The sequence below is a fragment of the Sandaracinaceae bacterium genome, assembly GCA_016706685.1.
GTDB lineage: Bacteria > Myxococcota_A > Polyangia > Polyangiales > Houyiibacteriaceae > JADJJE01.
In genome coordinates this window covers 15255-35972 of sequence record JADJJE010000051.1, presented here as the reverse complement: position 1 = coordinate 35972, position 20718 = coordinate 15255, and the positions used below count along the sequence as shown (strand labels likewise).

The window sequence follows — 20718 nt, the reverse complement described above, 5'->3', positions numbered from 1 at the left end:
GACCAGCGCTCCCGTGGCGCCGCTTCAGCGTGGCGGCAGGCTGCGCGTGAGAGCCTGCCCTTGGTCGCAGGTGTGAATCACGAATGAGCCGGCTTCTGCCGTGTCTACGCACGGCGGGCAACGACATGCGCCGTGGTCGTCGGGCCACCGGCCGAGAGCGAGCGCGGCTCCCGGAACCAACGTGATGCAGGCGGCAGCACCAGCCGGAGTGGGTGCACCCACCGACGCGCAGTCGAGACCCAGCTGGAGGCGCGTGGGCTCGCTCCCCTCGCCTGCCTGGAGCGTCAGCTCGCGCGCCAGCGACACCGGGCCATCATCGGCGTTCTCGAGCGCCAGCCCTCCGCCGGGCAGCCATGTGAGCTGCACCTCGGGTGGCGGCAAGGCAGCCGACGGTGGCGTCTCGGCGGGCTGCGATGAGCTGGGCGTGCTCGGCCCAGGCGCAGGCGTGTCGGCAGCGTCGCTGCCCCCGCACCCGAGCACGAGCCCCATGAACGCCAGCGCTGCGGAGCGATGCACCATGAGCGGAGCTTGACCGACTCTGCCAGAGCCTGCACGTTCTCGCGCGTGAGCGGCCCCGACATCAGGCTCCTGCGCGCGGCGTTGCTGAGCTGGTACGACCGAGCCAAGCGCCAGCTCCCGTGGCGCGAGCATGCTCACGACCCCTATGCCGTTTGGGTATCGGAGGTGATGCTCCAGCAGACGCGTGTGGACACGGTCCTGCCCTACTACCAGCGCTTCCTCTCGCGGTTCCCATCGCTCGAGGCGCTGGCGCTGGCCAGCGAAGACGAGGTGCTCGCCGCGTGGAGCGGCCTCGGCTACTACCGTCGGGCACGCATGCTCCACCAGGGGGTGCGCGAGGTGGTCGCGCGCTACGGAGGGGCTGTCCCACGTGACCCCGAGGCGCGCCTCTCGCTGCCCGGGGTGGGCCGCTACACGGCAGGGGCGCTCGGCAGCGTCTGCTTCGGTCTCGAGGAGCCCATCGTGGACGGCAACGTCGCGCGCATCCTCACTCGGCTGTTCGGCATCACCAGCGCACTGCCCGACCGCGTGACGCAGGTGCGCCTGTGGGACCTGGCCGAGCAGCTGGTGGTGGGCGAGCGGCCCGGCGACTTCAACCAAGCCATGATGGAGCTGGGCGCGCTGGTGTGCACCGTCAAGAGCCCCGGTTGCGACGCGTGCCCGGCGCGCGACCTGTGTGTGGCGCGCCAGCAGGGCATCGCGCACGAGCTGCCTCGCATCCCCCGCAAGGCGCCGCCGCGGCCCACCAGCCTCGTGGCAGTGGTGGCCACGCGCGGCGCCGAGGTGGCATTGGTGCGCGGCGACGACTCGCTCTTCGGAGGGCTCTACGGCTTACCCATGGCGCCGCTCGAGAGCAGCGAGGCGCATGCGCCACTGCATGCTGCGGCCAACGGCGCGCTCATGGTCGCGGGGATCAGCGCCCGCGTGAGCAGCGAGCCCGTGGGGGAGGTGCAACACATCCTCAGCCACCGACGGCTGCGCGTGATCGTGTTCACCGCCACCCACGCACGCATCACCGGGAGTGACGGCCCCGCGCGCCTCTTGCCGCTGGGCGCGGACAGACAGCTCGACGGCGCCGAGGTGGGCATCGCCAAGCTGACGCACAAGGTGCTGGCGGTGGCAGCGGGACCGCCCGAGCCTCAGGCCGCGGCGCCACGCCAGAGCCGGCGTGCCCACACCAAGTAGGCCCCCACCACGATCAGGTGGCCCACGATGCGGAGCGCCGTGAGCACCACCGCGAGCGGCCGCGGATCCCAGATCTGCACGGCCATGCGACCGCTGACCGCAGCATAGAGCAGCGTCGCGAAGAGCAGCCCGTGGCCCGCAGCGAGCACCTTCACGAACCGCGCGGGCGCGGCATCAGCCCACGCCGCCGGCAGCAGGAGGCCCGCCAGCAGCGCCACCAGCCCATGCACCAGCGCCGCATCGCGAAGCTGCTGAATGGGACCCGGCAACAGCCCGAGCGCGAGCGGGGTGTAGGGCGCCTGCCGCGCGAAGAGCTCGAACAGCCCCGCGAGGGCGGCGAGCGCCAAGAGCACGAGCCCGAGTCGGATGACGAAGTGTTGGTCGCTGCGGAGGGTCATGAGTGGGGAACGGCTCGCGCCTAGCGGGAGAGTTCTTCAACGAGCCGCTTGCAGCAACTCGACGGTGGCACGAATCAGGCGCGGGCCAGGGCTCTGCGCTATCGTGAGGCCATGCGCATCCTCTTGGTTCGTCACGGCGAGGCCGTGCCCTACGACACCACCCCGGTGGACGAGCGCCGCTGGCTCACCCCGGCTGGACGCGCGGGTGTGCGTGACGTCGCACAGGCCCTTGCCAAGCGTGGGGTGCGCCTCTCGCACGTGTACACCAGCCCTCTGGTGCGCGCCGTGCAGACCGCCGAGATCCTGGTGCAGCGCGTCCACCCGGCGTGCGACGTCCCGGTCAGTGTGCACCTGGCGCTCTCGGCCGAAGAAGGCAGCACGACGCAGGCGCTGGCTCCGCTCAGCACGACGGGCGCGAGCGACACCATCGCGCTGGTCACCCACATGCCCAAGGTGGCGGGTCTGGCGGCCTACCTCACGGGGGCCCCGCGCTTCGAGCCGTTCGCCACGGGCGCGGCCTACATGTTGGTGCGGGGGCCCAGCGGTCTCTGCGAGGTGGAGTTCGTGGTCACGCCGGACCGGCTATAGGGGGGTACGGAGCGGCGGCACGACGGGCGCCGCAGGCTCGGCGGGCGCCGGTGTGCTCACGGGGGCCTCGGTCGCGAGCTCGGGCATGAGCGGCTGGCAGGCCGTCTCGGCCAACAGGCGAACCAGGACGCCCACGGCCATGACCATGAACGGAATGACGAACGACATGCCGGGCCCCACCCCCTGCGCGAGGCGGGCGCTGGTGCGCAGCGTGGTCAGCAGCCAGACCCCGGCCACCACCACCACCAGGGTGTAGACGTTGGGCTCGAACAACCCCGTGAAGAACATGAGGTTGGCCACCAGGTCGGACGGCGCCCGCCCGCCCGCCATGAGCGACGGCAACAGCAGCACGATGAAGCCGCGATACAAGACGGTGCGCCAGGCTGCCGCCGCGCTGGCCACCCCCGAGAGCCCATAGGCGTGGGACAAGCTCGCGAACGCGAGGCCCATCGCGGCGAGCTGCACCCCTCCCAAGAGCACCCCGAGCGAGACGGCGCGGGCCACGTCGAGGGCCACCAGGACCCCGCCGCTGCCCGCCACGCGCACCTCGAGCTCCTGGAAGAGCAACGTGTGGGTGTAGGGGATGACACCCTGGAGCGCCGCGAACGGCAGCCACGTGAGCAGCGCAAACGACAGCGCCGAGCGCACATCGCCGTGGCCCATGGCCGGCGCGGTCGCGGTGGGCGAGAAGGACTGACGCAGGGTAGCCCCAAGGCCCGTCCAGAAGGGGACGCCGTCGGTCTCCCAGGGGATGGCGGGCGCGACCTCGGCCGGGAAGGCCATCACGCAGCTGTGGCAGCGCCGCTGAACGGGCTGCCAGCAGCTGAAGCAGGCCGGGCGGCTACAGCGCGGGCAGCGCAGCACGGCTTGGCGTTCCTCGTGCTGCGAGCAAGTCTCCCCGGGGTTGGGGGGGCTCGGCTCGTCGTCGGGTGGCAGCTCTGGCACGCCCGCGACTCTACCAGAGCCGGGCCCCGCCCGCCGCGCGTCGAAGTCCTCTGCGGTTACCAGGAGTTCGTGGTACAACGGCTCCGTTCCGTGCGCGATGCGCACCGCCGGTTCCTAGGGGGCCACGGTGAATGAAACGCAACAGGCAGCGTCCACAACCAATATCAAACGGGAAGCTGCCCTAAAAGAACGGGAGCTCGACGCCGAGCTCGTTGCCCGCGTGCAAGCGGGCGACCGCGACGCGTTTCGCGAGCTCTTCGAGAAGTACCACCGCCGGGCGTTCGCCGTGTCGTTGGGCGTCGTGAAGAACAAACAGGACGCCATGGACGTCGTCCAAGACGCGTTCATCAAGGTCCACCACCACATCCAGAACTTCCAGGGTTCGTCGAGCTTCTACACCTGGCTCTACCGAATCGTCATGAACCTCTCCATCGATCACATCCGGCGCGTGAGCCGCAAGAAGGGCGTCGACTACGACGACACCATCTCGCGCGAGGGTCACGTGGCCGGCGACGGCGCACTGCTGCCCAGCATCTCGGACAGCAACCCGGCCAAGACGGTGCTGCGCCGCGAGCTGAGCGACGCCATCCGGAGCGCGCTCGACACGCTGCCGGAATACCACCGCGAGGTGATCCTGCTGCGCGAGGTGGAGGGCCTCAGCTACGAGGAGATGGCCGAGGTGCTGGACGTCCCGAAGGGCACCATCATGAGCCGCCTCTTTCACGCGCGTCGCAAGATGCAGGAGCAGCTGTCGGAGTATCTGCAGGGCGATCTCGAGGTCAGGGAGTGACACCATGAGCACACCACGCATCGAAGACACGTTGCTCCAGCGCCTGCTCGACGGCGATCTCGCCGGGAGTGAGCACGATGACGTGCTGGCTCTGCTGGACGAGTCGGCGGTCGATCGCGGCCGGCAGCAAGCCCTCGAGCGGCTGGGCGGCTTCATCGGCGACGTCGCCACCGAAGACGCGGCCCAGCTCAGCCAGGCCGAGTCGGCCAGCCTGTTCGACGCCATCTGGGCGGGCATCGAGGCCCCTGCGGGTGCCAGCCAGACCACCAGCGACGAAGGCGCACTGGCCGACGACGGCACGGGCTCGGCGCCGCGCAAGCGTCCGAAGCTCCGCCTGATCGAGGGCGAGGGGCTGGGCACCCTGCCGCCGCGCTCGGAGAAGGTGGCCTTCGAGCCCAAGCTCGGGCTGCCGGACGCCGCTGGCCAGAAGCCGGCCGCGCTGCCTGCCCCGAAGAAGGCCGCCGATCAGGGCGCCCGCTGGCCGGGTTTGGTTGCCGTGGTGGCGCTCGCTGCGGCGGCGCTGCTGGCCATCGCGCTCCGGCCGGACGAGAACCCCGGCGCAGGCCGTGGGACGCCCGTCGCTGAGGTGGTGACGCCCCGCCCGGACACCGAGGTGGTGGTGGAAGACGACCCCGAGGTGATCGTCGCCACCCATCTCGGCACCGAAGTGGAAGAAGTGGACTTCGGAACGAATATCGGAACCGTCTTCCAAGTCCCAGGGGAACAAGACGTACCGGTAGCGGTCGTCTGGATCAGCGACGAGGAGTACGTACGGTGAACCGCCCCATGACCACGATGACCACTGCAACGAAGACCGCCTGGCTCGCCCTCGGGCTGGTGGCCGGGCTGGTCGCGCCCGCGCTGGTCGCGGCGCAGACGCCGGCCGTGCAGGCCAACGTCGTGGTGATCCTGGCCAAGGAAGAGCCCGGCACCATCGACCCGAGCCTGGCCGGGGTGGGCGCGCTGCAGCGGCCGCCGTTCAACACGTTCCGCACCATGCAGGTGCTCTCGCGCCCGCGCGTCACCCTGCAGGCCGACCAGGACGCGGACATCGCGCTGCCCAACGGGCGCCGCCTGCGCATCCGCGTGCAGCAGGTCATGCCCGATGGCCGCATCCGGGTGCGGGTCAGCATCAACCGGCCCAACCAGTCGGACTACCTGCCCCTGCTGCAGGTGCTGGCCTCGCCTGGTGACCCCTTCTTCGTGGCCGGCCAGGCGCACGACGGCGGCACCCTGGTCATCGGCATCACGCTCGGCAGCTGAGCCGCGCGGAGCGCAACGCCGCTTCAGCGCCCGAGATTGCGCGTGCCGAGCAGCAGCAGCTCGTGCAGCGCATCGGGCGCATCCACGTGCACCCAGTGATTGGCCTCGGGGATGACGTGCAGGTGCACGGCGTCGTGCTCGCGGCTGGCCAGCTTCACGCGCGCCAGGTCGGCCGGGGTCAACACGGGGGAGAGCCCCCCGACGATCATGTGCACGTGCCCACGCCCGCGCGGACGCTCGACGGCCGCCCACGTGTCCGTGGCGTAGTAGCTGGCGAGCAGGTTCTCGACCTCGTCGAGGTCCAGCGGAAAGTCACGGCGCCCATCGGCCATGCGCCGCAGGTTCATGGCCAGCCAGAGCGCGATCGGCCGGCTGAGCCCGGCAGCCTCGATGGCCGCGACGAAGTCCTCGCGGGTGGCCATCGGGAAGTGCAGCTGGCGCAGGGTGCGGAGGATGTGGGCCGTCTCCTGGATGCGCGGCGTCTCGGGCTCGCCCCCATGGCTGTCCGGGCTGAGCTCGCGCCCCGGCGACGAGTCGATGACGAACAGCGTGTCGAGCGGGTCGGCGCGGTCGAGCGCGTACTGCATGGCGACCTTGCCGCCGAAGCTGTGCCCGAGCACACCTCGCACCGGGGTCTCGAGCACCGCCTCGAGGGTCCGGAGGTCACGGGCGGCCTGCTCGATGGTGGAGGGGCCAGGCATCCCGAGGGAGTCCCCGTGACCGCGCAGGTCCACCAGGACGACCGAGAGCTCGGGGCGCTCATCCACCAGCCTGCGCGCGATGCCACGCCAGTTGGCGCGCGTCCCGAGGATGCCGTGCAGGAACAGCAGGCTGCGCGTGGGCGTCTTGCCCTCCGCGCGTACGATCGTGTGTGCCAGCGTCGCCACGGGGCGCCATGTAGCAGGCTGGCCCAGAAATGCACCCACCGACGGCCTGTCGTCACCAGGGTGTTGCCGGCCCCTTCAGTCCGGATCGGTGTTGAGCGTGCGCCGCGTCATGTCCACGGTCAGCGCCTCGGGCGGCTGGCTGGTCTGCGTTTGCGCCTCACCCGCAGCGGTCTCCTGCACCACGGCCCCGTGCGTGCGCCACCACGTGCGCGAGTCCTGCTGGCGCCACGCGTGGGCATCGGTGCACGTCTCGAGCATCTGCGCGAACTCGCGCGCGCTCTCGGGGCGGCCCTCGGGAGCCTTGGCCAGCGCCATGAGCAAGACGCGCTCGAGGTCGGCCGCGATGGCACGCCCGAGCCGCGCGGAGGGCGTCTCGGGCGCCGACTTGAGGTGCTGGGTGATGGTCTCGACCGCGGTCTTGCCCTGGAAGACGGGCGTGCCCGTGAGCAGGAAGTAGCCCACGGCGGCCACCGAGTAGAGGTCGCTGCGCGCGTCCAGCAGCTTCGGGTTGGTGACCGACTCGGGGGCCAGGTAGAGCGGAGTGCCGGCGAAGTTGTCGGTGCCGGAGAGGTCCTTCTCCGAGTCGCGCGGGGCCAGGCGCTTCACCAGCCCGAAGTCCAGCACCTTGACCACGTCGGCCACGCCGCCGCGCTCGCACAGCATGATGTTGGCGGGCTTGATGTCGCGGTGGATGAGGCCCACGTCGTGGGCTTCCGCGAGCGAGCCCAGCACCTGCTGGAGGATGTGGATGACGCGCGCCGAGGGCAGCGGGCCCACCGCGTTGATGAGCGCCTGCAGCGTGACGCCCTCCACATACTCCATGGCGTAGTAGAACGCGCCGTCCGGCGTGAGGCCGTAGTCGTAGATGGCGATGGTGTTGGGGTGGGTGAGCTGCGCCGTGAGCTGCACCTCGCGCTCGAAGCGGGCAAGGTCCTTGGCGCGCCGGCGGTCCTCGCGCAGCAGCTTGATGGCGGTGGGGCGGCGCAGCATGGCGTGGCTGGCCCGATAGACGGTGCCCATGCCGCCCTCGCCGAGGCGTGACTCGAGCTTGTACTGGCCCACTTGCTGGCCCTCGAGACCCGGCGGTGGGCGCAGCTGCTGCATGGAGCGCGAGAGCAGCAGCGAGGCGCCGAGCGCCACCAGGAGCGCCACCAGCAGCATCACGAGCAGGCGGTTGCGCTGTTGATGGACGCTCACCAGGACGTCCGACTCGGCCAGCGCCGAGAGCACGCGCAGGCTGGTGCCGGGCGTCAGCTCGAAGCTCCGGGCCACACCCACGTAGGTCTCGTCCCCCAGCTCCACGCGCGCCGGCTCGCCGTCTTCGTTGCCCGCCAGCTCCGCCAGCGCGGGCACGTCCAGCACCTCGGGCGCGGGCAGCCCGTCGGCGAACTGCTCCTGCAGCGCCTCGAGCGAGCGCGGCCCGGGGAGTCCGATGACCTTGTGGCCGAGCAGCACGGCGACCCAGCCCCGCTCGCGGATACGCAGGCTGGTGGTGAAGCGGCTGAGGTCCAGCAGCTTGATGTCGAAGGCCACGATCAGGCGCTGGCCGGGCGCGTCCGCCACGCGGCTGGTGGTGATGCCGGGCTCGCGGGTGGTGCGGAAGGTGTACGGCTCGGTCCAGTGCGCGGCGTCGGGGCGCGACAGGGCCCCGCGAAACCAGGGCCGCTCGCGGGGGTCATAGGGCAGCTCTTCGACGCGCTCGCGAACGCGGTTGCCGCTTCCGTCGAACTCGATGCGCTGGTTGCGGGTGACGCCGAACGCCGGGTCCGTGACGCGCACCACGCGGTTCTCGAAGCGGCCGTCGGGGTGCAGCAGCAGCATGTACTCGTCGCCCGCCTCCGTGGCGATGAGCATGGACGAGATGGACGGCGAGTGGCGCAGGATGGGGACGAAGCGCGCGTTGAGGGCGGCCGTGTCGTGGACGTCCAGCAGCCCCTCGGCGGCCCACTCGTGCGTGGTGGCGAGCAGCGCCTGGGTGGGCTCGAAGAAGCGCTGGAGCTCCGCCTCGGTGCGCGCGCCCGCCTGCGCCAAGAGCGCCGCGGACAGCTCTTCGGCGTCCGTGCGCGCCGCGTAGAGCGCGAGGGCCATGGCCGCGCCCCCCGTCAGGAGCGTCAGCGAGAGCAGCGTGGTCACGAGCCGGGAGCGCACCGCGCGAGGATAGCCCGCGGCGGCGCCGCAAGTGTCAGCCAGATGTGCCGGGGTCGTCTTCCGTCGACGGCGGGCGGCGGGTGCCACGCAGGCCGAGCAAGTGCAGCGTCTCGGGCGAGCGCGAGAACGTGACCTCGGAGCCGATGTCCACGGCCTGCACGCGGTTGGCGCCATCGAAGTAGAGCTGGCCTTCGCGGATGAGGCTGACCAGCGTCAGCTCCTCGTCGGCGGCCAGCACGCCCTTCTGCAGCTGGAGGCGGGCGTCGCCGCGGTGGTAGGGCTCGCGCACCACGAACTGGAGCTTCTGCGAGCCGATGGGCAGCACCCGCCCGCCCGCGCTGCGCACCGCCGCCGTGGAGCCCGCGGCCGGGCCCGCCCACAGGCCGCTCGACATCTGTGACTCCTCGAGGTCTCCGCGCTTCAGCAGATAGCGCGTGGTGGCGGCCGGGCACTCGTGACAGAAGAGCACGTCGTTGAGCACGCGCGTGTGCACCAGCTCGCCGTCCACGCTGACCTGCATGCGGCTCAGCTTGGTGGCGCGCATGTCTCCCGCGAGGGCCGCCTCGATGAGCTCGCCCACCTGGCCGGAGTCACCCGCGCAGAAGTAGCCCACGCTGGTGCGCGGCGCCGAGTTGATGGCCAGCATGGGGGTCTCGGGGCCCACCAGGTGCGAGGCCCACAGCAGCGTTCCGTCGCCACCCAGGGTGACCACGAGGTCCCACGCGTCGTCCGGCTCGGGCGTGTAGCTGTGCCGAAAGCGCGCGTCGACGCCCAGATGCTTGAGCACTTCTTTGGTGCGCTCGAGCGTGGCCAGGTGCGCCTCGTGCGCCTCGAGCAGCGAGGCCACGCTGCGGTGGCCCTGGTCGAGGAGGGCCTGAATGCGCGTGCTCTTGCCCCCACGAAAGCGCTGGAAGGTGGTGCGCTTGTAGATGACCAGGACGCGCGGCGCGCTCATGCGCGCTGGCTCTGCTGAGCCACGAAGCGGCGCAGCGCCACCTCGGTCTTGGCGTCTTGGATGTGGCCGGCGTCCACGGCGGCGATGGCCTCGGTGAGCGTGACGAAGCGCAGGGCGCTGCCTTCCTCGACGGGCGAGCCGTCCAGCGTGGGGTCGCCCACTTGGCAGCCGTCGAGTGACGCGGCCACGTAGTGCAGGCGCTCGGCCAACACACCGGGGCTGAGGTAGGTCATGCGCCCGAGGGCCGTGAAGCGCTCTTCGGGGACCACGTAGCCCGTCTCTTCGAGCGTCTCGCGGGACGCGCACGACAGCACGCCGGGGAGCACGCCATCCACGCTGACGCCGGCGGCCTCTTCGGGCTCGATGAGGCCCGCGGGCACCTCCCACAGCACGGACACGTACTGGTCCTCGCTGGTGGCGCGCACGCCGAGGGGGGGCCGCAGCGACGAGCGCACGCACACCTCGGTGCCGCGTGGCCCGCTGCGGTGCAGCACCATCACCACCGCGTCGAGGGCCGCGCGGTCCACGATGTCGTACGGATAGGGCGCGCTGGCCGTGCCGTCTTCGTAGCGGTTGCGGAGCTGCAGGCGGCGCAGCTTGAGGAAGCCCTGGTCGCAGCGCGCCGTGGCGCTGCGGTCGTCGACGACCTCGATGTGGATGTGCGGGGCGCGCCAGCCCTGGTCGGGCGAGTCGGGGGTCATGGGGTGGCTCCGGTCGTTCGGGTGGCGCTGTGCCAGGCGAGCGCGAAGCCCGGAGCGTACAACGTGACGGGCCGAGAACCGAAGAGACGGATGATGTCGAGGCCGAGGGTCACCCGCAGCCGGTCGCGTACGGCAGGGGCGCCGAGCCCCAGCGCAACGTGCACCCCCCCGCTGAAGAAGCCCCCGCCGCCGAGGTCGGCGCGCGCTGCCTGGCCCCACGCACCCGCGCCGAACCAGCCGCCGCCGCGCACGCGCAGCTCGACGCCGAAGCGCCGGGTGGGCCCGGGGAAGAGGCCCGCCACCACGCTGGCCCCCACCGGGACGAACACGCGCGTGGTGTCCGCTTCGCCGCCCACGACTCCGATGCCCACGATGCCTCCGAGGCCCAGCCACGGTGCGGCGCGCAGGGGGTGCTGGAGGTCCAGCAGCAGCGCCCCACCCACCCCGGCGGACTCGCAGCCATCGGCGAGGCAGCTGTGCTGCAGCAAGAGCGGTGCGCTGAGGATACCAGAGGGCTCGCGCTCGGCCTGGGCCGTGGCGCCCGCGCTGATCAGCAGCACGAGCCCAGCCAGCAGGGCACCGAGCCCCGTGCACGCGGCACGGGTCACCGCGAGACCCCGGGCCGCGCGCTGACCCGGCGCGACGTCACGACTTGGGGATCTTCTTGGCGTCCTCGAGGAACTTGGCGAGACCGAGGTCGGTGAGGGGGTGCTGCACGAGCTGCAAGATGACACTGCGCGGGAGCGTGCCCACATGCGCGCCCAGCATCAAGCATTCGACCACGTGGCGCGGGTGACGGATGCTGGCGGCCAGCACCTTGGTCTTGAGCCCGTAGTTGGCGTAGACGGTGACCAGCTGCTCGATGAGGTCCATGCCGTCGCCGCTGATGTCGTCCACGCGGCCCACGAACGGGCTGATGTAGGTGGCGCCGGCCTTGGCCGCGAGCAGGCCCTGCGTGACGCTGAAGCAGAGCGTGACGTTGGTCTTGATGCCCTCTGCGGTGAAGGTCTTCACGGCCTTGAGGCCATCCGCGATGAGCGGGACCTTCACGACCACGTTCTTGTGCAGCTTCGCGAGCTCGCGCCCCTCGCGCACGATGCCCTCGTAGTCCGTGGCGAGGACCTCGGCGCTGATCGGCCCGTCCACGATCTTGCAGATGTCGACGATGACATCCTTCAGCGGGCGCCCGGTCTTGGCGATGAGCGAGGGGTTGGTGGTGACGCCGTCGACGACGCCCATGGCAGCCACATCGCGAATCTCGTCGAGGTCGGCCGAATCGATGAAAATCTCCATGTGCGCCTTCTAGCTCGAAACCCCGTACGCGCCTAGGGCGGCGTGATCGTGACGAGGGCGAGGGGCATCCTGGTCTGCGGGATCGCTCGCGCTGGCGCTCGCTCTGGTACCCCCCTGGAAACGGCACTTCGTTTGTTTCCTGGGGCCCCCCAAGTCCCGCTGCCCAGGACGCCCCTCGCCCTCCACGGTGGCGTCTGTGGGCTCGGCTGGGCTCGACGACAGGCGCGGCGGACCCCTTCCCAGCTCAGCCGACCGCGCCGGATTCCTCCTGTCCCGTGTTGCCCGCCCCGGACGCGTGAGGTCTCGCAGGTCCCGACTCCGACTCTTGGCCGCTCCGTTGGTCTGCGGGAGGGCGCGCTGGGAGAGATGCCTGCGGCCTGCGAGGTCTCTTGTGCCATGGCGCTGCTCAGTAATCGGGCGACGAACGCCTCGAGGTAGGGTGCCCAAGCTCGGGGTCGAACCAAGGACACGCGGATTTTCAATCCATTCCTCGCCCGTATCGATCCCAACATGAACGGAGGACGTCGGTAGCCGACGAGCACGTTCACGTGAGGGGGCGGTAGCTGACCTCCACGATCTCGAAAGTGGTCGTGCCGCGGGGGCGTTCCACCTTCACCAAATCGCCCTCTTCCCTTCGCAGGATCGCCTTGGCGACAGGCGAGTCCATGCTGATGAAGCCGCGCTTCCCGTCGAACTCGTCGGGGCCCACGATGCGGAGGACGAGCTGTTCGCCGGTCTCGCTCTCGAGGCGCACCCAGGCGCCGAAGTAGACCTTGCCGTCGTCGCGGTCTTCGTTGGGCTCCACCACCGTGACCGCGTTGAGGCGCTGGCCCAGGTGGCGTAGGCGACGGTCGATCTCGCGCAGCTTCTTCTTGCCGTAGATGTACTCGGCGTTCTCGGAGCGGTCACCCTCGGCGGCGGCCACGGCCACGCCCTTGACCACCTTCGGGCGCTCCACGCGGTAGAGCTGCTCGAACTCCTCGCTCATGCGGGCGTAGCCCTCGCTGGTGATGTAGCCCGAGCGTGGCTCCTCGGGCTTGGGTCGTCGTTGTCCCATGGTCGCGAGGAGTATGCACCGACTCGGGCTCAGCGGCCGCCGCAGTCCGCGCAGTCCGTGCCCAGCTGGCACACGCTGTAGAGCGAGTTGGGCCCGCCGTCGTCGCACTCGCCGTCGTTGGCGGACGCGCACGAGTTGCTGCAGCCGCCGCCAGGGGTCCCGCCACCGCCACCACCGCCCGTGCTGCTGCCCTCGGCCGCGAGCGAGTTGGGGCTGGCACCGGGGAGGCCGGCCGCGTAGGTGAGCGCCGCACACGGGATGTCGAGCTGGGTGCTCACGCCCACGCGCAGCGGGCCCGCGTAGTCGGAGCCGTCGTGGCCCTGCTCGTAGCCGAAGGCCTGCATGGTGCAGTGCCCGTCGGGCCAGCGCGCAAAGCCAGCGGCCTGCACGCTGCGGCCCGTGAGGATGCCGGTGTATCGGTTGCGGAGCTCGCTCCAGCCGCCCAGCAGGAGCGAGAAGTCGAGGGTCTCGCTCCAGCTCTCACTGCGCGCCTTCTGGAGCAGCGCAGCGTGCAGTTCCGACGCGAGGCCGGAGTCCGGGGTGGGGCTCCAGAAGATCCAGTCCGAGATGGGCCGCGGGTTGAGCGCCACGGCGCGGTGATCGGTGGCGCTCCCGGGAGCCTGACCTGGGTCGTACAGCACAATGCGGTCATGCTGCAGATTCTGCAGGTACTCCGCCTCACCCTGGGCCGTGCCGTACCAGTTCATGGGGTGGCCCAGCAGGCTGCGCTGGCCGCCGCACTCCGTCAGGAACAGCCGGTTGGTGTCGTCGACGACGTTGACCTCCACGCTTGCGCCGGGGCTGAGCGCCACGTCCTGCGCGATGTTGCCCTCGTCCTGCATCAGCATCATCCAGCAGATGTCGAACTGGCTGCGGTTCTCGATGGTGACAGCGCCCCGCACGCCGGCGCCGGCCTCGGGCTCTTCTGCGCGGCCACCACCGCTGCCGCAGCCGCCTGCAGCGAAGGCGGCAGGTGCCGCGGCGACCATGGCGATGGCGCACAGGATTTGGGGGAGACGCGCGGCGGCTGCCCGCGCGGAGGGGCTCACTGAAACTCTAGGCATGGAAGTTCACTCCGTGGTTGCCCCGGTCGCTGCCGAGGTCTCCGGATGTACGCCAGCGCACGAGCGCGCTTCCGCCCAGCGTCGTAGAGGAGTCTCTACGCGCGGCGCAGCGAGCGCTAGACGGGCGCGAGCACCACGTCGAAGCGAGCCGCCGCGCCGGACTCCATGGACACCAGGCGCGCTGCCTCGAACCACGGGTCGATGCCGTTGTACGGGTCGTCGGGGAAGTACAGCTGCGTGGTGAGCGACCGGAAGCCCGGCGCTGAAGCCTTCAGGTGGATGTGCGCAGGACGGTACTGCGGCCCATTGAGGTAGTTCCCCGGCTTGGTGGTCTGGAACTGGTAGCTCCCGTCCGCGCCCGCCCGCTGCTTGGCGCGGTAGCGGTCGTTGGCGTACGCGCCTGTCTCGTCGGCTTGCCACACGTCCACCATGGCGCCCGGCAGTGGCTGGCAGCGCGCGTCCATGACGGCGCCCCGCAGGGTGAGTGCGCCCGGGCCGAGGGTGGCGGTCTCGAGCGAGCCCGCCACGTAGTAGGGCCCCTCGATGTCGGCGCCCGTCGGGGCCCCACACAGCACGGTTCCGTCTTGCGTGGCTGCCGTGGCGTCCGACGCTGGAGCGCCCTCGCGTCGCGTGCCGCACGCCCCGGCGAGCGTGCCGAGCGCGACCCACAGGAACCCGCGTCGCGTGAACTGGAACTCGGTGGCCATCGCTCGATGCTAGCGAGTCCGGCCCTGCGAAGCCATGGCGCCCGCGCGCGTTGAAGCGCGTCGGCGGTCACTCTGGAAGGCGCAGCCCGAGCAGCGCGCTGATGGTGCTGGCGGGCACGCTGGCCGGCAGGCTGGGCAGCAGCGGGGCGATGCCAGCCGGAACCGCTTCGGGGTGCACGATGGCGAGCTGCACCGAGCGTGAGGCGACGTCGAGGTGGATGACGAAGTAGCGGAAGCCCTCGGTGGGGCGCCGGAAGGCCGCGCCCGGGCCGCCGCTGGGAGACGCGAGCGCGCCGGCGGTGGCCTCCTCGTGCGTGTCCTTGTCGATCAGGTCCACCGCTCCGGCGAGCCCCGAGACGTCGCACGCCGAGCCGCACGGGCCCTCGCCCACGTAGCCGGCGTAGCCGAAGAAGTTGGTGCTGAAGAGGTCGAGGTTGCGGAACTCGTTGTTGTCGTTGACCACCTCGAACACGTTGAACTGCCCGCAGCCGTCGCCCAGCCACCACTCGTCCGGGTTCTTCGCGTAGCACTGGCAGCCCGAGAACGCGCCGGCGCGCACCAGCTCGCCGAGGCTCAGGCCGAGCCACGGCGCGTCGTACCAGTTGCCGTCGGTGGTGTCGGAGCACGGTGTCCCCGCGGTGACTTCGCCGGCGTGCGGCATGCGCGCGAGCAGCACGAAGAGCTTCGAGCCCGACCAGCCGTGGTAGCGCACGTCGGCCGAGGCGGGGCAGAAGGGGCTGCTGCCCGCGCCACACGGGAACACGCGGTCGGTGGAGACGTCCACCAAGCACTCGGTCCCCACGGCTCCGCTGAAGCCGTCCGTCTCGGTGTCGTTGCCACGGAACGCGATGCCGTCCGCGCTCCCGGGGCTGCGCGCGTCCCACGCGGACACGAGCGACCATGCGCCTTCTCCGCCGCTGGGCTGATAGACGGCCAGCTGCTTGATCTGCAGTGGACCGCGCAGCGTGAGGATCAGGTCCTCGTCCCACGGCGTGAGCGCGTTGCTCGTGACCTCGCGGCGCTCGAGGCAGCAGGTGTCGCTCTCGAAGGCGTTGCAGCCGCCCTCCTCCGGGTCGCGCCGGCTCGGGTACCAGCCCGCCGCACCGATGTCTTGGAACGTGATGGTGCCCCCGTGCGAGGGCGCGTCGAGCTCGCCGTTCGTGAAGGTGGCGGCGCCGAGGCCACCGCCCACGGGAGGCAAGTTGGCGTCCACGGCCGAGCCGCTGTCACGCGGCGTCATGCTGTCGGGCCCTCCGCAGCCGGGTGCCTGCAGGAGCACGCACAGGAGCAGAGGCGTGAGGCGAGCGCGGCCGGTCATGGGCAGAACACGATGGCCCAGTCCTCGCCGGCGCAGGCGCGCACGGGACTCGGGTCATCGCCGTGTTGGTCGTCGCCGGACCACGCATAGGCGTCGTCGCAAGACTCGAAATACAGCGCCACCGGGCTGTTGGCGTTGTCGCGGTCGGGGCTCACGCAGGAGATCAGCGTGTCGCCGGCCCCGGTGTAGCGCCCCACCGCCGGGCAGTCCGTGAGCAGCGCCGGGTCCGAGCAGGTGAGCGTCACGCAGCTCTCGCGGTCCAGCGGGACGATCTGCATGGGGAGGTTGTGCGCGTCGACGTGACTGATGTTGTACCAGTCGAAGTCATTGAAGTCGGTGTTGAACGTGAACTCCGCCAGCGTGTGGTGCTCACCGCCGGGGTCCTCACCGATGAAGCCCCAGTAGCGCTTGGCCGACAGCACCTCCGTGGCGGTGCCGAGGTTGCGGCACACGTGCCCGCCGGGAGCCACGGTGGCGCCTTCGATGTCGCTGCCGCGGATCTCGAGCGGCGACGCGCAGCGGTTCACGAACACCGCCGTGGTCGTGCCGTCGGCCTCGGCGCGGCAGGGGAAGTCGCCATCGATGACGATGGGAGGTGCATCCGCGCTGCTGCCCGAGTCGAGCGAGCCACCACCGCTGCTGCCGCAGCCGGAGGCGAGAGCACAGACGATGGCGAAGGCGATCAGCGAGCGAGGGGTGCAGCGGCGATCTCGCATGAGAGCACCATAGCGGACCACGCTAGGCACGCATATCCCTGAGTGGCGCAGCCCGCCGCCCGCTGCTTCAGCCTCGTCGCCGCCCCAGGCCGATGATCGGCATGTCCGTCACGCTCGCGAAGTCGCGGTCGTGCGTGACCAGCGCGTGGCAGCCCGCTTCCAGTGCCGCCGCGAGCTGCATGGCGTCGGGGAGCTTCAACGCATGACGGAGTCGAAGTCGGGCCGCCAGCACCGCAATGTCGGCATCGATAGCGCGCAAGCTCCAGCCCGGGTTCTGCGTGAGCGTTCGCCGGTATCGCTCTGCCAGCGCCTCTTTGCCTGCTTTCAGAGGCCCTGTGACCACCTCCGCGATGGTGATGGGCGTCACCATCGCGGCGATCCGCCCGCGATCGACCGCCTCGAAGATCGACCGAAACGGCTCCCCGAGGGGGTTGCCCTCCAGCAGGTAGATGATCGGGTTGGTGTCGATCAACACCGTGGCGCCGTCCGGCACCTGTGTGGCCAGCGTCACTCCCACTCGTCCCGCAAGCGCTTGATGGTCTCGCGCGAGGAACTCCCCCACAGACCACTCCCGGATCCGGCCAGCGACAGGAACGCGAGCCGGGGCTTCCCCGCGTGGCTGCCCACGGGCACGACCTCCGCGTAGGGCTTGCCGCGCTTCGTGATGACGCTGCGCTCGCCGCGATGCGCGCGCTCGAGCAGCTCCGGCAGGTGCGTGCGCGCTTCCTCGGCTCCGTAGGTCTTCGGCTTCGGCATGACCCCGCAACCGTACGGTCCGTACGGTCAGCGCGCAAGGGCTACAGGCTACGACGACCCCTGTGTCCGGGTACCCTTGGTGGTCCGGCCCCCAACTTCCCCACAATTTAGTCCGCCCGAAGGGGGGACTTTCAGGTCGCCCAGGCCTGGTCTGCTGCCCCCGGCTTCCAGCCGGGGGTGCCCATAGAGCCTTGCAGCAAGGCGAATCCGTCCGCTCGCAAGATGTGTGGAGGTCGGAAGCCCCCCTCGACGGCACGTCACAACATCGGCGAGAACAGCCGCGCCACCGCCGCCAGCAAGCGCCTGCGCAGCGGATCGGCGTTCAACGTGGCCTCGTCGAGGCGCACGCTCTTGGCCACGTCGGCCGCGAACGCGTCGGCCAGCTGGGCGGCCACGCGCTGGTCGTACATGACCGCCACCACCTCGAAGTTGAGCCGGAAGCTGCGGTTGTCCATGTTGGCGGTGCCGATGATGGCGATGTCGTCCACCAGCAGGGTCTTCGAGTGCAACACGGGCTCGCTGAGCTCGAAGATGTGCACGCCGGCCGCCAGCAGCTCCGGGTAGTAGCTGCGCGCCGCCGCCGCCACGAAGGGCTGGTCACCGCTGGCAGGCAGCAACAGGTCCACCGGCACGCCGCGCATGGCCGCCACGATGAGCGCTTGCATGATGGGCTCGTCGGGCACGAAGTAGGGCGTGGTCAGCTGGATGCGGCGGCGCGCGCCCGTCATGACCGAGAAGAAAAGCTTGTGGATGGCGCTGACGTTCTCGTCGGGCCCCGAGGACACGATCTGCACGGGCACGTCTTGGAAGTCGGCCTTGATGGGCGACTTCACGGTGGGCGTCTGCATGAGCGCAGGCGCGTCTCCGCCGGCGTACTGCCAGTCTTCGTAGAACACTGCCGCCAGGCCCTCCACCGCGGTGCCCGAGAGGCGCAGGTGCGTGTCGCGCCAGGCGCTGGGCCCGGCGAACTCCTCGGTGTGGTGCTCGGTGAGGTTCATGCCGCCCGTGAAGCCGATGTGACCGTCGATGACCGCGATCTTCCGGTGCGTGCGGAAGTTGGTCATGGTGGGCCGCCAGTTGGACCAGTTCACACCGTTGAAGTGACGCACCTCGCCGCCGGCCGCGCGCACGGGCGCCCAGAACTTGCTGCCCGCCCCGCTGGACCCGAGGCCGTCCACGATCACCTTCACCTGCACGCCGGCGCGGGCCCGCTCCGCTAGGATGTCGCGGACCCGTGTCCCGGTGCGGTCCGGCTCCCAGATGTAGTACTCCAGCAGGATCTTCGAGCTGGCATGGCGCAGCGCGTCCTCGAGCGCGGCGTACTTCTCCTTGCCGCTGAGCAGGAGGTCCACGTCGGCCCAGCGCAGCACTGCGGCGTCGCCCACGGCGTTCTCGAGCAGCGCCACGGTGGAGGCGTGCTCGGCGGCGGGCCCGGGCAGCTCGCAGCGCTCCGGCCCCGCGTGCTGGCCGCGTACCACCTTGCGGGCGCGCCGCCTCCGCCGCTTGCGCCGGTCGAAGCGCCGCGGGCCGAGAAACAGGTAGATCAGGAACCCCAGCAGCGGCAGCACCGCGAACGTGGCGATCCACGCGATGGTGGCCTGCGGAGACCGGCGCTCCAGCAGGATGTACACGCTGGACGCGATGATCCACATGACCTGGAGCGCCGTCAGCACCGCCACGATGCCGGGCGGCAGGTCCAGGCTGAACACGCTCAGTCCCCCGTCTCGCCCGTGGGCACGGGCTGAGCCGAGCCCAGCAGCACACCACGCTCGAGGAAGTCGGCCAGCAGCGCCGAGAGCCGCTCGAGGAAGGTGGCGTCGATGGCCACGTCGCGCGCGCGGGTGACCGCCTGCACACGCTCGGCCAGCGAGCCCTGGCCGTCCACGAAGGCGTCCAGTAGCGCGGCGGCGATGTCGTTGAGCACCCAGGTGGCGGGCTTGTCGTCGAGGCGCCGATAGACCGCCAGGTTGGCGGGCTCCATGCGCGGGGGGGTGCCGCGCAGATCCACGCGGTGCTGCACGCGCAGGCGGCGCAGCGCAGGCGTGGTCACCGGCGGCAGCGCGAAGTCGAGCGCCACCACGGACGTGGCCGGCTCGGACTCGAGGTGCTGCACCGTCCAGCGCGCCAACTCGAACTCACACAGCTCACGCAGGTGGGCGGGGCTGCTGCCGCCGAAGCGCGCGAGCGCGAACGCCCCGAAGTGCTCGGGCACCTCGCGGAACCAGCGCGTGCGCGGCGGGGCCTCGTCGAAGAAGGCCGTGATCAGCGCACTCGTCTCGTCTTCACCGAGCTCCTGCAGCGTGCGCGGCAGCGCGGCGCGCACCACCTTGTCGAGGCGGTGCCGCACCATCTTGCGGTACACGCCGAAGCGCTCGGGCGAGCCCAGCGCCACGAGGTCGTCCGCGCTCGGCTCGCGGCTGAAGAACACGCGCAGCGCGGTCTCTTGATAGGCCCGCAGGCTCAGCTCGGCTGGGCCCGTCATGGCGTGACCCCTGCGGAAGTGCCCACCAGGGCAGACGCGCGCACGCGCTCGACGATGGCCGCCAGCCGCCGCAGCTCGTCCAGCTGCTCCTCGAGGGGCGGGATGTTGTTGTCGCGCTCGAGCAGGATGGGCTTGTCGCCCGTGCGGCGCAGCGTGTGCTCCAGCAGAGAGTAGACGCCCTCGGGCACGGGCTCGCCGTGCGTGTCGATGCGCAGGCCGTCCTCGCGCACCAGGTGGCCGGCCACGTGCATCTGCACTACGCGGTCGGCCGGCACGCGGTCGATCCAGGCGCGCGCGTCGAAGCCGAAGTTCTGGCTGTTCACGTACACGTTGTTCACGTCCAACAGCAGCTTGGCGCCCGTGCGGCTGAGGATCTCGTTGAGGAAGTCCACCTCGGCCAGCGGGTCGGCCCCCATGGGCGCGTAATAGCTCACGTTCTCGAGCGCCACGGGCAAGCCCAGCGCGTCTTGCGCCTCCGAGATGCGCTGGCTGACCACGGCCACGGCCTCGTCCGTGAAGGGCAGCGGCAGGAGGTCGTGGGCGAACACGCCGTCCACGGAGCCGAAGCAGGCGTGGTCCGAGTGCCAGGACACCTCGAGGTCTCGCAGGAAGCTGCGCAGCTCACGCTGGTAGCGCGGGTCGCAGGGCTCGAGGGCACCGAAGCACATGGTCAGGCCGTGGGTCACCACCGGCCAGGCCTCGCGGGCGCGCTCGAGGATGCGGGCGAAGCGGCCACCGCGCTCGATGTAATTCTCGGGGTGCACCTCCACCCAGCGCACCTCGCGCGGGAGCGCGGCCAGCAGCGCCTCGGAGTTGCCCATGCGGAGGCCGATGCCGACCCCGCTCACGCCTTCTTGTGCTCGCGTCATGCAGCGCCCAGAGCTCGTGTGGAGATGAAGAAACCGGGACCAGAAACAGAAACGCCGCGACAGCCAAAGCCACCGCG

General features: G+C 70.8%; 24 protein-coding genes. 5 read left to right on the top strand and 19 right to left on the bottom strand.

Annotation, left to right across the window (positions count from 1 at the left end; translation table 11 throughout):
* Positions 1-24 precede the first annotated feature (24 nt).
* Positions 25-519 carry a hypothetical protein gene (locus tag IPI43_30810; protein ID MBK7778453.1) on the bottom strand — a complete coding sequence of 165 codons (495 nt, stop codon included), beginning with the start codon at positions 517-519 and terminating at the stop codon, positions 25-27.
* Between IPI43_30810 and mutY the strand changes: the two genes are divergently transcribed.
* A complete protein-coding gene (gene mutY / locus IPI43_30805) occupies positions 511-1704 on the top strand; it encodes an A/G-specific adenine glycosylase (protein ID MBK7778452.1) in 1194 nt (397 codons plus the stop codon). The genes IPI43_30810 and mutY overlap by 9 nt on opposite strands.
* Here the strand turns inward: mutY and IPI43_30800 are convergent.
* A complete protein-coding gene (locus IPI43_30800; GenBank protein MBK7778451.1) occupies positions 1659-2102 on the bottom strand; it encodes a hypothetical protein in 444 nt (147 codons plus the stop codon). The genes mutY and IPI43_30800 overlap by 46 nt on opposite strands.
* A 111-nt stretch (positions 2103-2213) precedes the next feature.
* Here IPI43_30800 and sixA point away from each other — a divergent pair, with 111 nt between their 5' ends.
* Positions 2214-2690 carry a phosphohistidine phosphatase SixA gene (sixA, locus tag IPI43_30795; protein ID MBK7778450.1) on the top strand — a complete coding sequence of 159 codons (477 nt, stop codon included), beginning with the start codon at positions 2214-2216 and terminating at the stop codon, positions 2688-2690.
* Here sixA and IPI43_30790 read toward each other — a convergent pair.
* Positions 2685-3635, bottom strand: coding sequence for a hypothetical protein (locus tag IPI43_30790; GenBank protein ID MBK7778449.1), 951 nt, complete (start codon positions 3633-3635; stop codon positions 2685-2687). The genes sixA and IPI43_30790 overlap by 6 nt on opposite strands.
* 163 nt (positions 3636-3798) lie before the next feature.
* On the opposite strand from IPI43_30790, the gene IPI43_30785 reads away from it, so the two are divergent.
* The 3 genes from IPI43_30785 to IPI43_30775 are packed head-to-tail and all read left to right on the top strand — an operon-like array spanning position 3799 to position 5688.
* Entirely contained in the window at positions 3799-4425 is a 627-nt protein-coding gene (locus IPI43_30785) for a sigma-70 family RNA polymerase sigma factor (protein ID MBK7778448.1), read from the top strand.
* 4 nt (positions 4426-4429) lie between these two features.
* Positions 4430-5203: a hypothetical protein gene (locus IPI43_30780; GenBank protein ID MBK7778447.1), complete on the top strand. Its 774-nt coding sequence runs from the start codon at positions 4430-4432 to the stop codon at positions 5201-5203.
* A gap of 17 nt (positions 5204-5220) precedes the next feature.
* Complete coding sequence (locus IPI43_30775; protein ID MBK7778446.1) at positions 5221-5688, top strand: hypothetical protein; 468 nt, start codon at positions 5221-5223, stop codon at positions 5686-5688.
* Positions 5689-5711: 23 nt separating this feature from the next.
* Here the strand turns inward: IPI43_30775 and IPI43_30770 are convergent, their stop codons facing one another.
* The 16 genes from IPI43_30770 to IPI43_30695 all read right to left on the bottom strand — a co-directional run bounded on the left by IPI43_30770 (position 5712) and on the right by IPI43_30695 (position 20641).
* Positions 5712-6575, bottom strand: coding sequence for an alpha/beta hydrolase (locus IPI43_30770; GenBank protein MBK7778445.1), 864 nt, complete (start codon positions 6573-6575; stop codon positions 5712-5714).
* A gap of 75 nt (positions 6576-6650) precedes the next feature.
* The gene (locus IPI43_30765; GenBank protein ID MBK7778444.1) at positions 6651-8723 is read right to left on the bottom strand and encodes a protein kinase; all 2073 of its coding nucleotides are present in this window, start codon (positions 8721-8723) and stop codon (positions 6651-6653) included.
* Between the two features lie 34 nt (positions 8724-8757).
* Positions 8758-9678 carry an NAD(+)/NADH kinase gene (locus IPI43_30760; GenBank protein ID MBK7778443.1) on the bottom strand — a complete coding sequence of 307 codons (921 nt, stop codon included), beginning with the start codon at positions 9676-9678 and terminating at the stop codon, positions 8758-8760.
* Positions 9675-10379 carry an NUDIX hydrolase gene (locus tag IPI43_30755; GenBank protein MBK7778442.1) on the bottom strand — a complete coding sequence of 235 codons (705 nt, stop codon included), beginning with the start codon at positions 10377-10379 and terminating at the stop codon, positions 9675-9677. Before IPI43_30755 ends, IPI43_30760 begins: the two co-directional genes overlap by 4 nt.
* Positions 10376-10987 carry a hypothetical protein gene (locus tag IPI43_30750; GenBank protein ID MBK7778441.1) on the bottom strand — a complete coding sequence of 204 codons (612 nt, stop codon included), beginning with the start codon at positions 10985-10987 and terminating at the stop codon, positions 10376-10378. Before IPI43_30750 ends, IPI43_30755 begins: the two co-directional genes overlap by 4 nt.
* Positions 10988-11024: 37 nt before the next feature.
* A complete protein-coding gene (gene fsa, locus IPI43_30745) occupies positions 11025-11672 on the bottom strand; it encodes a fructose-6-phosphate aldolase (protein ID MBK7778440.1) in 648 nt (215 codons plus the stop codon).
* 544 nt (positions 11673-12216) lie between these two features.
* Positions 12217-12729, bottom strand: a complete 513-nt coding sequence (gene greB, locus IPI43_30740) for a transcription elongation factor GreB (protein ID MBK7778439.1) — start codon at positions 12727-12729, stop codon at positions 12217-12219.
* A gap of 29 nt (positions 12730-12758) precedes the next feature.
* On the bottom strand, positions 12759-13793 hold the full coding sequence (locus IPI43_30735) for a hypothetical protein (GenBank protein MBK7778438.1): 1035 nt from the start codon (positions 13791-13793) through the stop codon (positions 12759-12761).
* A 116-nt stretch (positions 13794-13909) separates the two neighbouring features.
* Positions 13910-14500, bottom strand: coding sequence for a dioxygenase (locus IPI43_30730; protein MBK7778437.1), 591 nt, complete (start codon positions 14498-14500; stop codon positions 13910-13912).
* A 67-nt stretch (positions 14501-14567) separates the two neighbouring features.
* Positions 14568-15818, bottom strand: a complete 1251-nt coding sequence (locus tag IPI43_30725) for a DUF2403 domain-containing lipoprotein (protein MBK7778436.1) — start codon at positions 15816-15818, stop codon at positions 14568-14570.
* Positions 15815-16534 (bottom strand): hypothetical protein, encoded by a 720-nt coding sequence (locus IPI43_30720; protein MBK7778435.1) that lies wholly within the window; start codon positions 16532-16534, stop codon positions 15815-15817. Before IPI43_30720 ends, IPI43_30725 begins: the two co-directional genes overlap by 4 nt.
* 67 nt (positions 16535-16601) lie before the next feature.
* Positions 16602-17051, bottom strand: a complete 450-nt coding sequence (locus IPI43_30715; protein ID MBK7778434.1) for a PIN domain-containing protein — start codon at positions 17049-17051, stop codon at positions 16602-16604.
* Positions 17042-17290, bottom strand: a complete 249-nt coding sequence (locus tag IPI43_30710) for a type II toxin-antitoxin system prevent-host-death family antitoxin (protein MBK7778433.1) — start codon at positions 17288-17290, stop codon at positions 17042-17044. Before IPI43_30710 ends, IPI43_30715 begins: the two co-directional genes overlap by 10 nt.
* A gap of 257 nt (positions 17291-17547) precedes the next feature.
* Positions 17548-18999, bottom strand: a complete 1452-nt coding sequence (gene cls / locus IPI43_30705) for a cardiolipin synthase (protein ID MBK7778432.1) — start codon at positions 18997-18999, stop codon at positions 17548-17550.
* 2 nt (positions 19000-19001) lie between these two features.
* On the bottom strand, positions 19002-19772 hold the full coding sequence (locus IPI43_30700) for a putative DNA-binding domain-containing protein (GenBank protein MBK7778431.1): 771 nt from the start codon (positions 19770-19772) through the stop codon (positions 19002-19004).
* Positions 19769-20641, bottom strand: a complete 873-nt coding sequence (locus IPI43_30695) for a DUF692 domain-containing protein (GenBank protein MBK7778430.1) — start codon at positions 20639-20641, stop codon at positions 19769-19771. The genes IPI43_30700 and IPI43_30695 overlap by 4 nt, the downstream gene beginning before the upstream one ends.
* Positions 20642-20718: the final 77 nt, after the last annotated feature.

Excerpts from the sequence above, each read along its gene's own strand:
- IPI43_30755 (MBK7778442.1), bottom strand. The coding sequence starts at position 10,379 with ATGACCCCCGACTCGCCCGACCAGGGCTGGCGCGCCCCGCACATCCAC.
- IPI43_30775 (MBK7778446.1), top strand. The coding sequence starts at position 5,221 with ATGACCACTGCAACGAAGACCGCCTGGCTCGCCCTCGGGCTGGTGGCC.
- IPI43_30735 (MBK7778438.1), bottom strand. The coding sequence starts at position 13,793 with ATGCCTAGAGTTTCAGTGAGCCCCTCCGCGCGGGCAGCCGCCGCGCGT.
- mutY (MBK7778452.1), top strand. The coding sequence starts at position 511 with ATGCACCATGAGCGGAGCTTGACCGACTCTGCCAGAGCCTGCACGTTC.
- IPI43_30780 (MBK7778447.1), top strand. The coding sequence starts at position 4,430 with ATGAGCACACCACGCATCGAAGACACGTTGCTCCAGCGCCTGCTCGAC.
- IPI43_30700 (MBK7778431.1), bottom strand. The coding sequence starts at position 19,772 with ATGACGGGCCCAGCCGAGCTGAGCCTGCGGGCCTATCAAGAGACCGCG.
- IPI43_30720 (MBK7778435.1), bottom strand. The coding sequence starts at position 16,534 with ATGCGAGATCGCCGCTGCACCCCTCGCTCGCTGATCGCCTTCGCCATC.
- IPI43_30695 (MBK7778430.1), bottom strand. The coding sequence starts at position 20,641 with ATGACGCGAGCACAAGAAGGCGTGAGCGGGGTCGGCATCGGCCTCCGC.
- greB (MBK7778439.1), bottom strand. The coding sequence starts at position 12,729 with ATGGGACAACGACGACCCAAGCCCGAGGAGCCACGCTCGGGCTACATC.
- IPI43_30730 (MBK7778437.1), bottom strand. The coding sequence starts at position 14,500 with ATGGCCACCGAGTTCCAGTTCACGCGACGCGGGTTCCTGTGGGTCGCG.
- IPI43_30760 (MBK7778443.1), bottom strand. The coding sequence starts at position 9,678 with ATGAGCGCGCCGCGCGTCCTGGTCATCTACAAGCGCACCACCTTCCAG.
- IPI43_30800 (MBK7778451.1), bottom strand. The coding sequence starts at position 2,102 with ATGACCCTCCGCAGCGACCAACACTTCGTCATCCGACTCGGGCTCGTG.
- fsa (MBK7778440.1), bottom strand. The coding sequence starts at position 11,672 with ATGGAGATTTTCATCGATTCGGCCGACCTCGACGAGATTCGCGATGTG.
- IPI43_30725 (MBK7778436.1), bottom strand. The coding sequence starts at position 15,818 with ATGACCGGCCGCGCTCGCCTCACGCCTCTGCTCCTGTGCGTGCTCCTG.
- IPI43_30810 (MBK7778453.1), bottom strand. The coding sequence starts at position 519 with ATGGTGCATCGCTCCGCAGCGCTGGCGTTCATGGGGCTCGTGCTCGGG.
- IPI43_30710 (MBK7778433.1), bottom strand. The coding sequence starts at position 17,290 with ATGCCGAAGCCGAAGACCTACGGAGCCGAGGAAGCGCGCACGCACCTG.
- sixA (MBK7778450.1), top strand. The coding sequence starts at position 2,214 with ATGCGCATCCTCTTGGTTCGTCACGGCGAGGCCGTGCCCTACGACACC.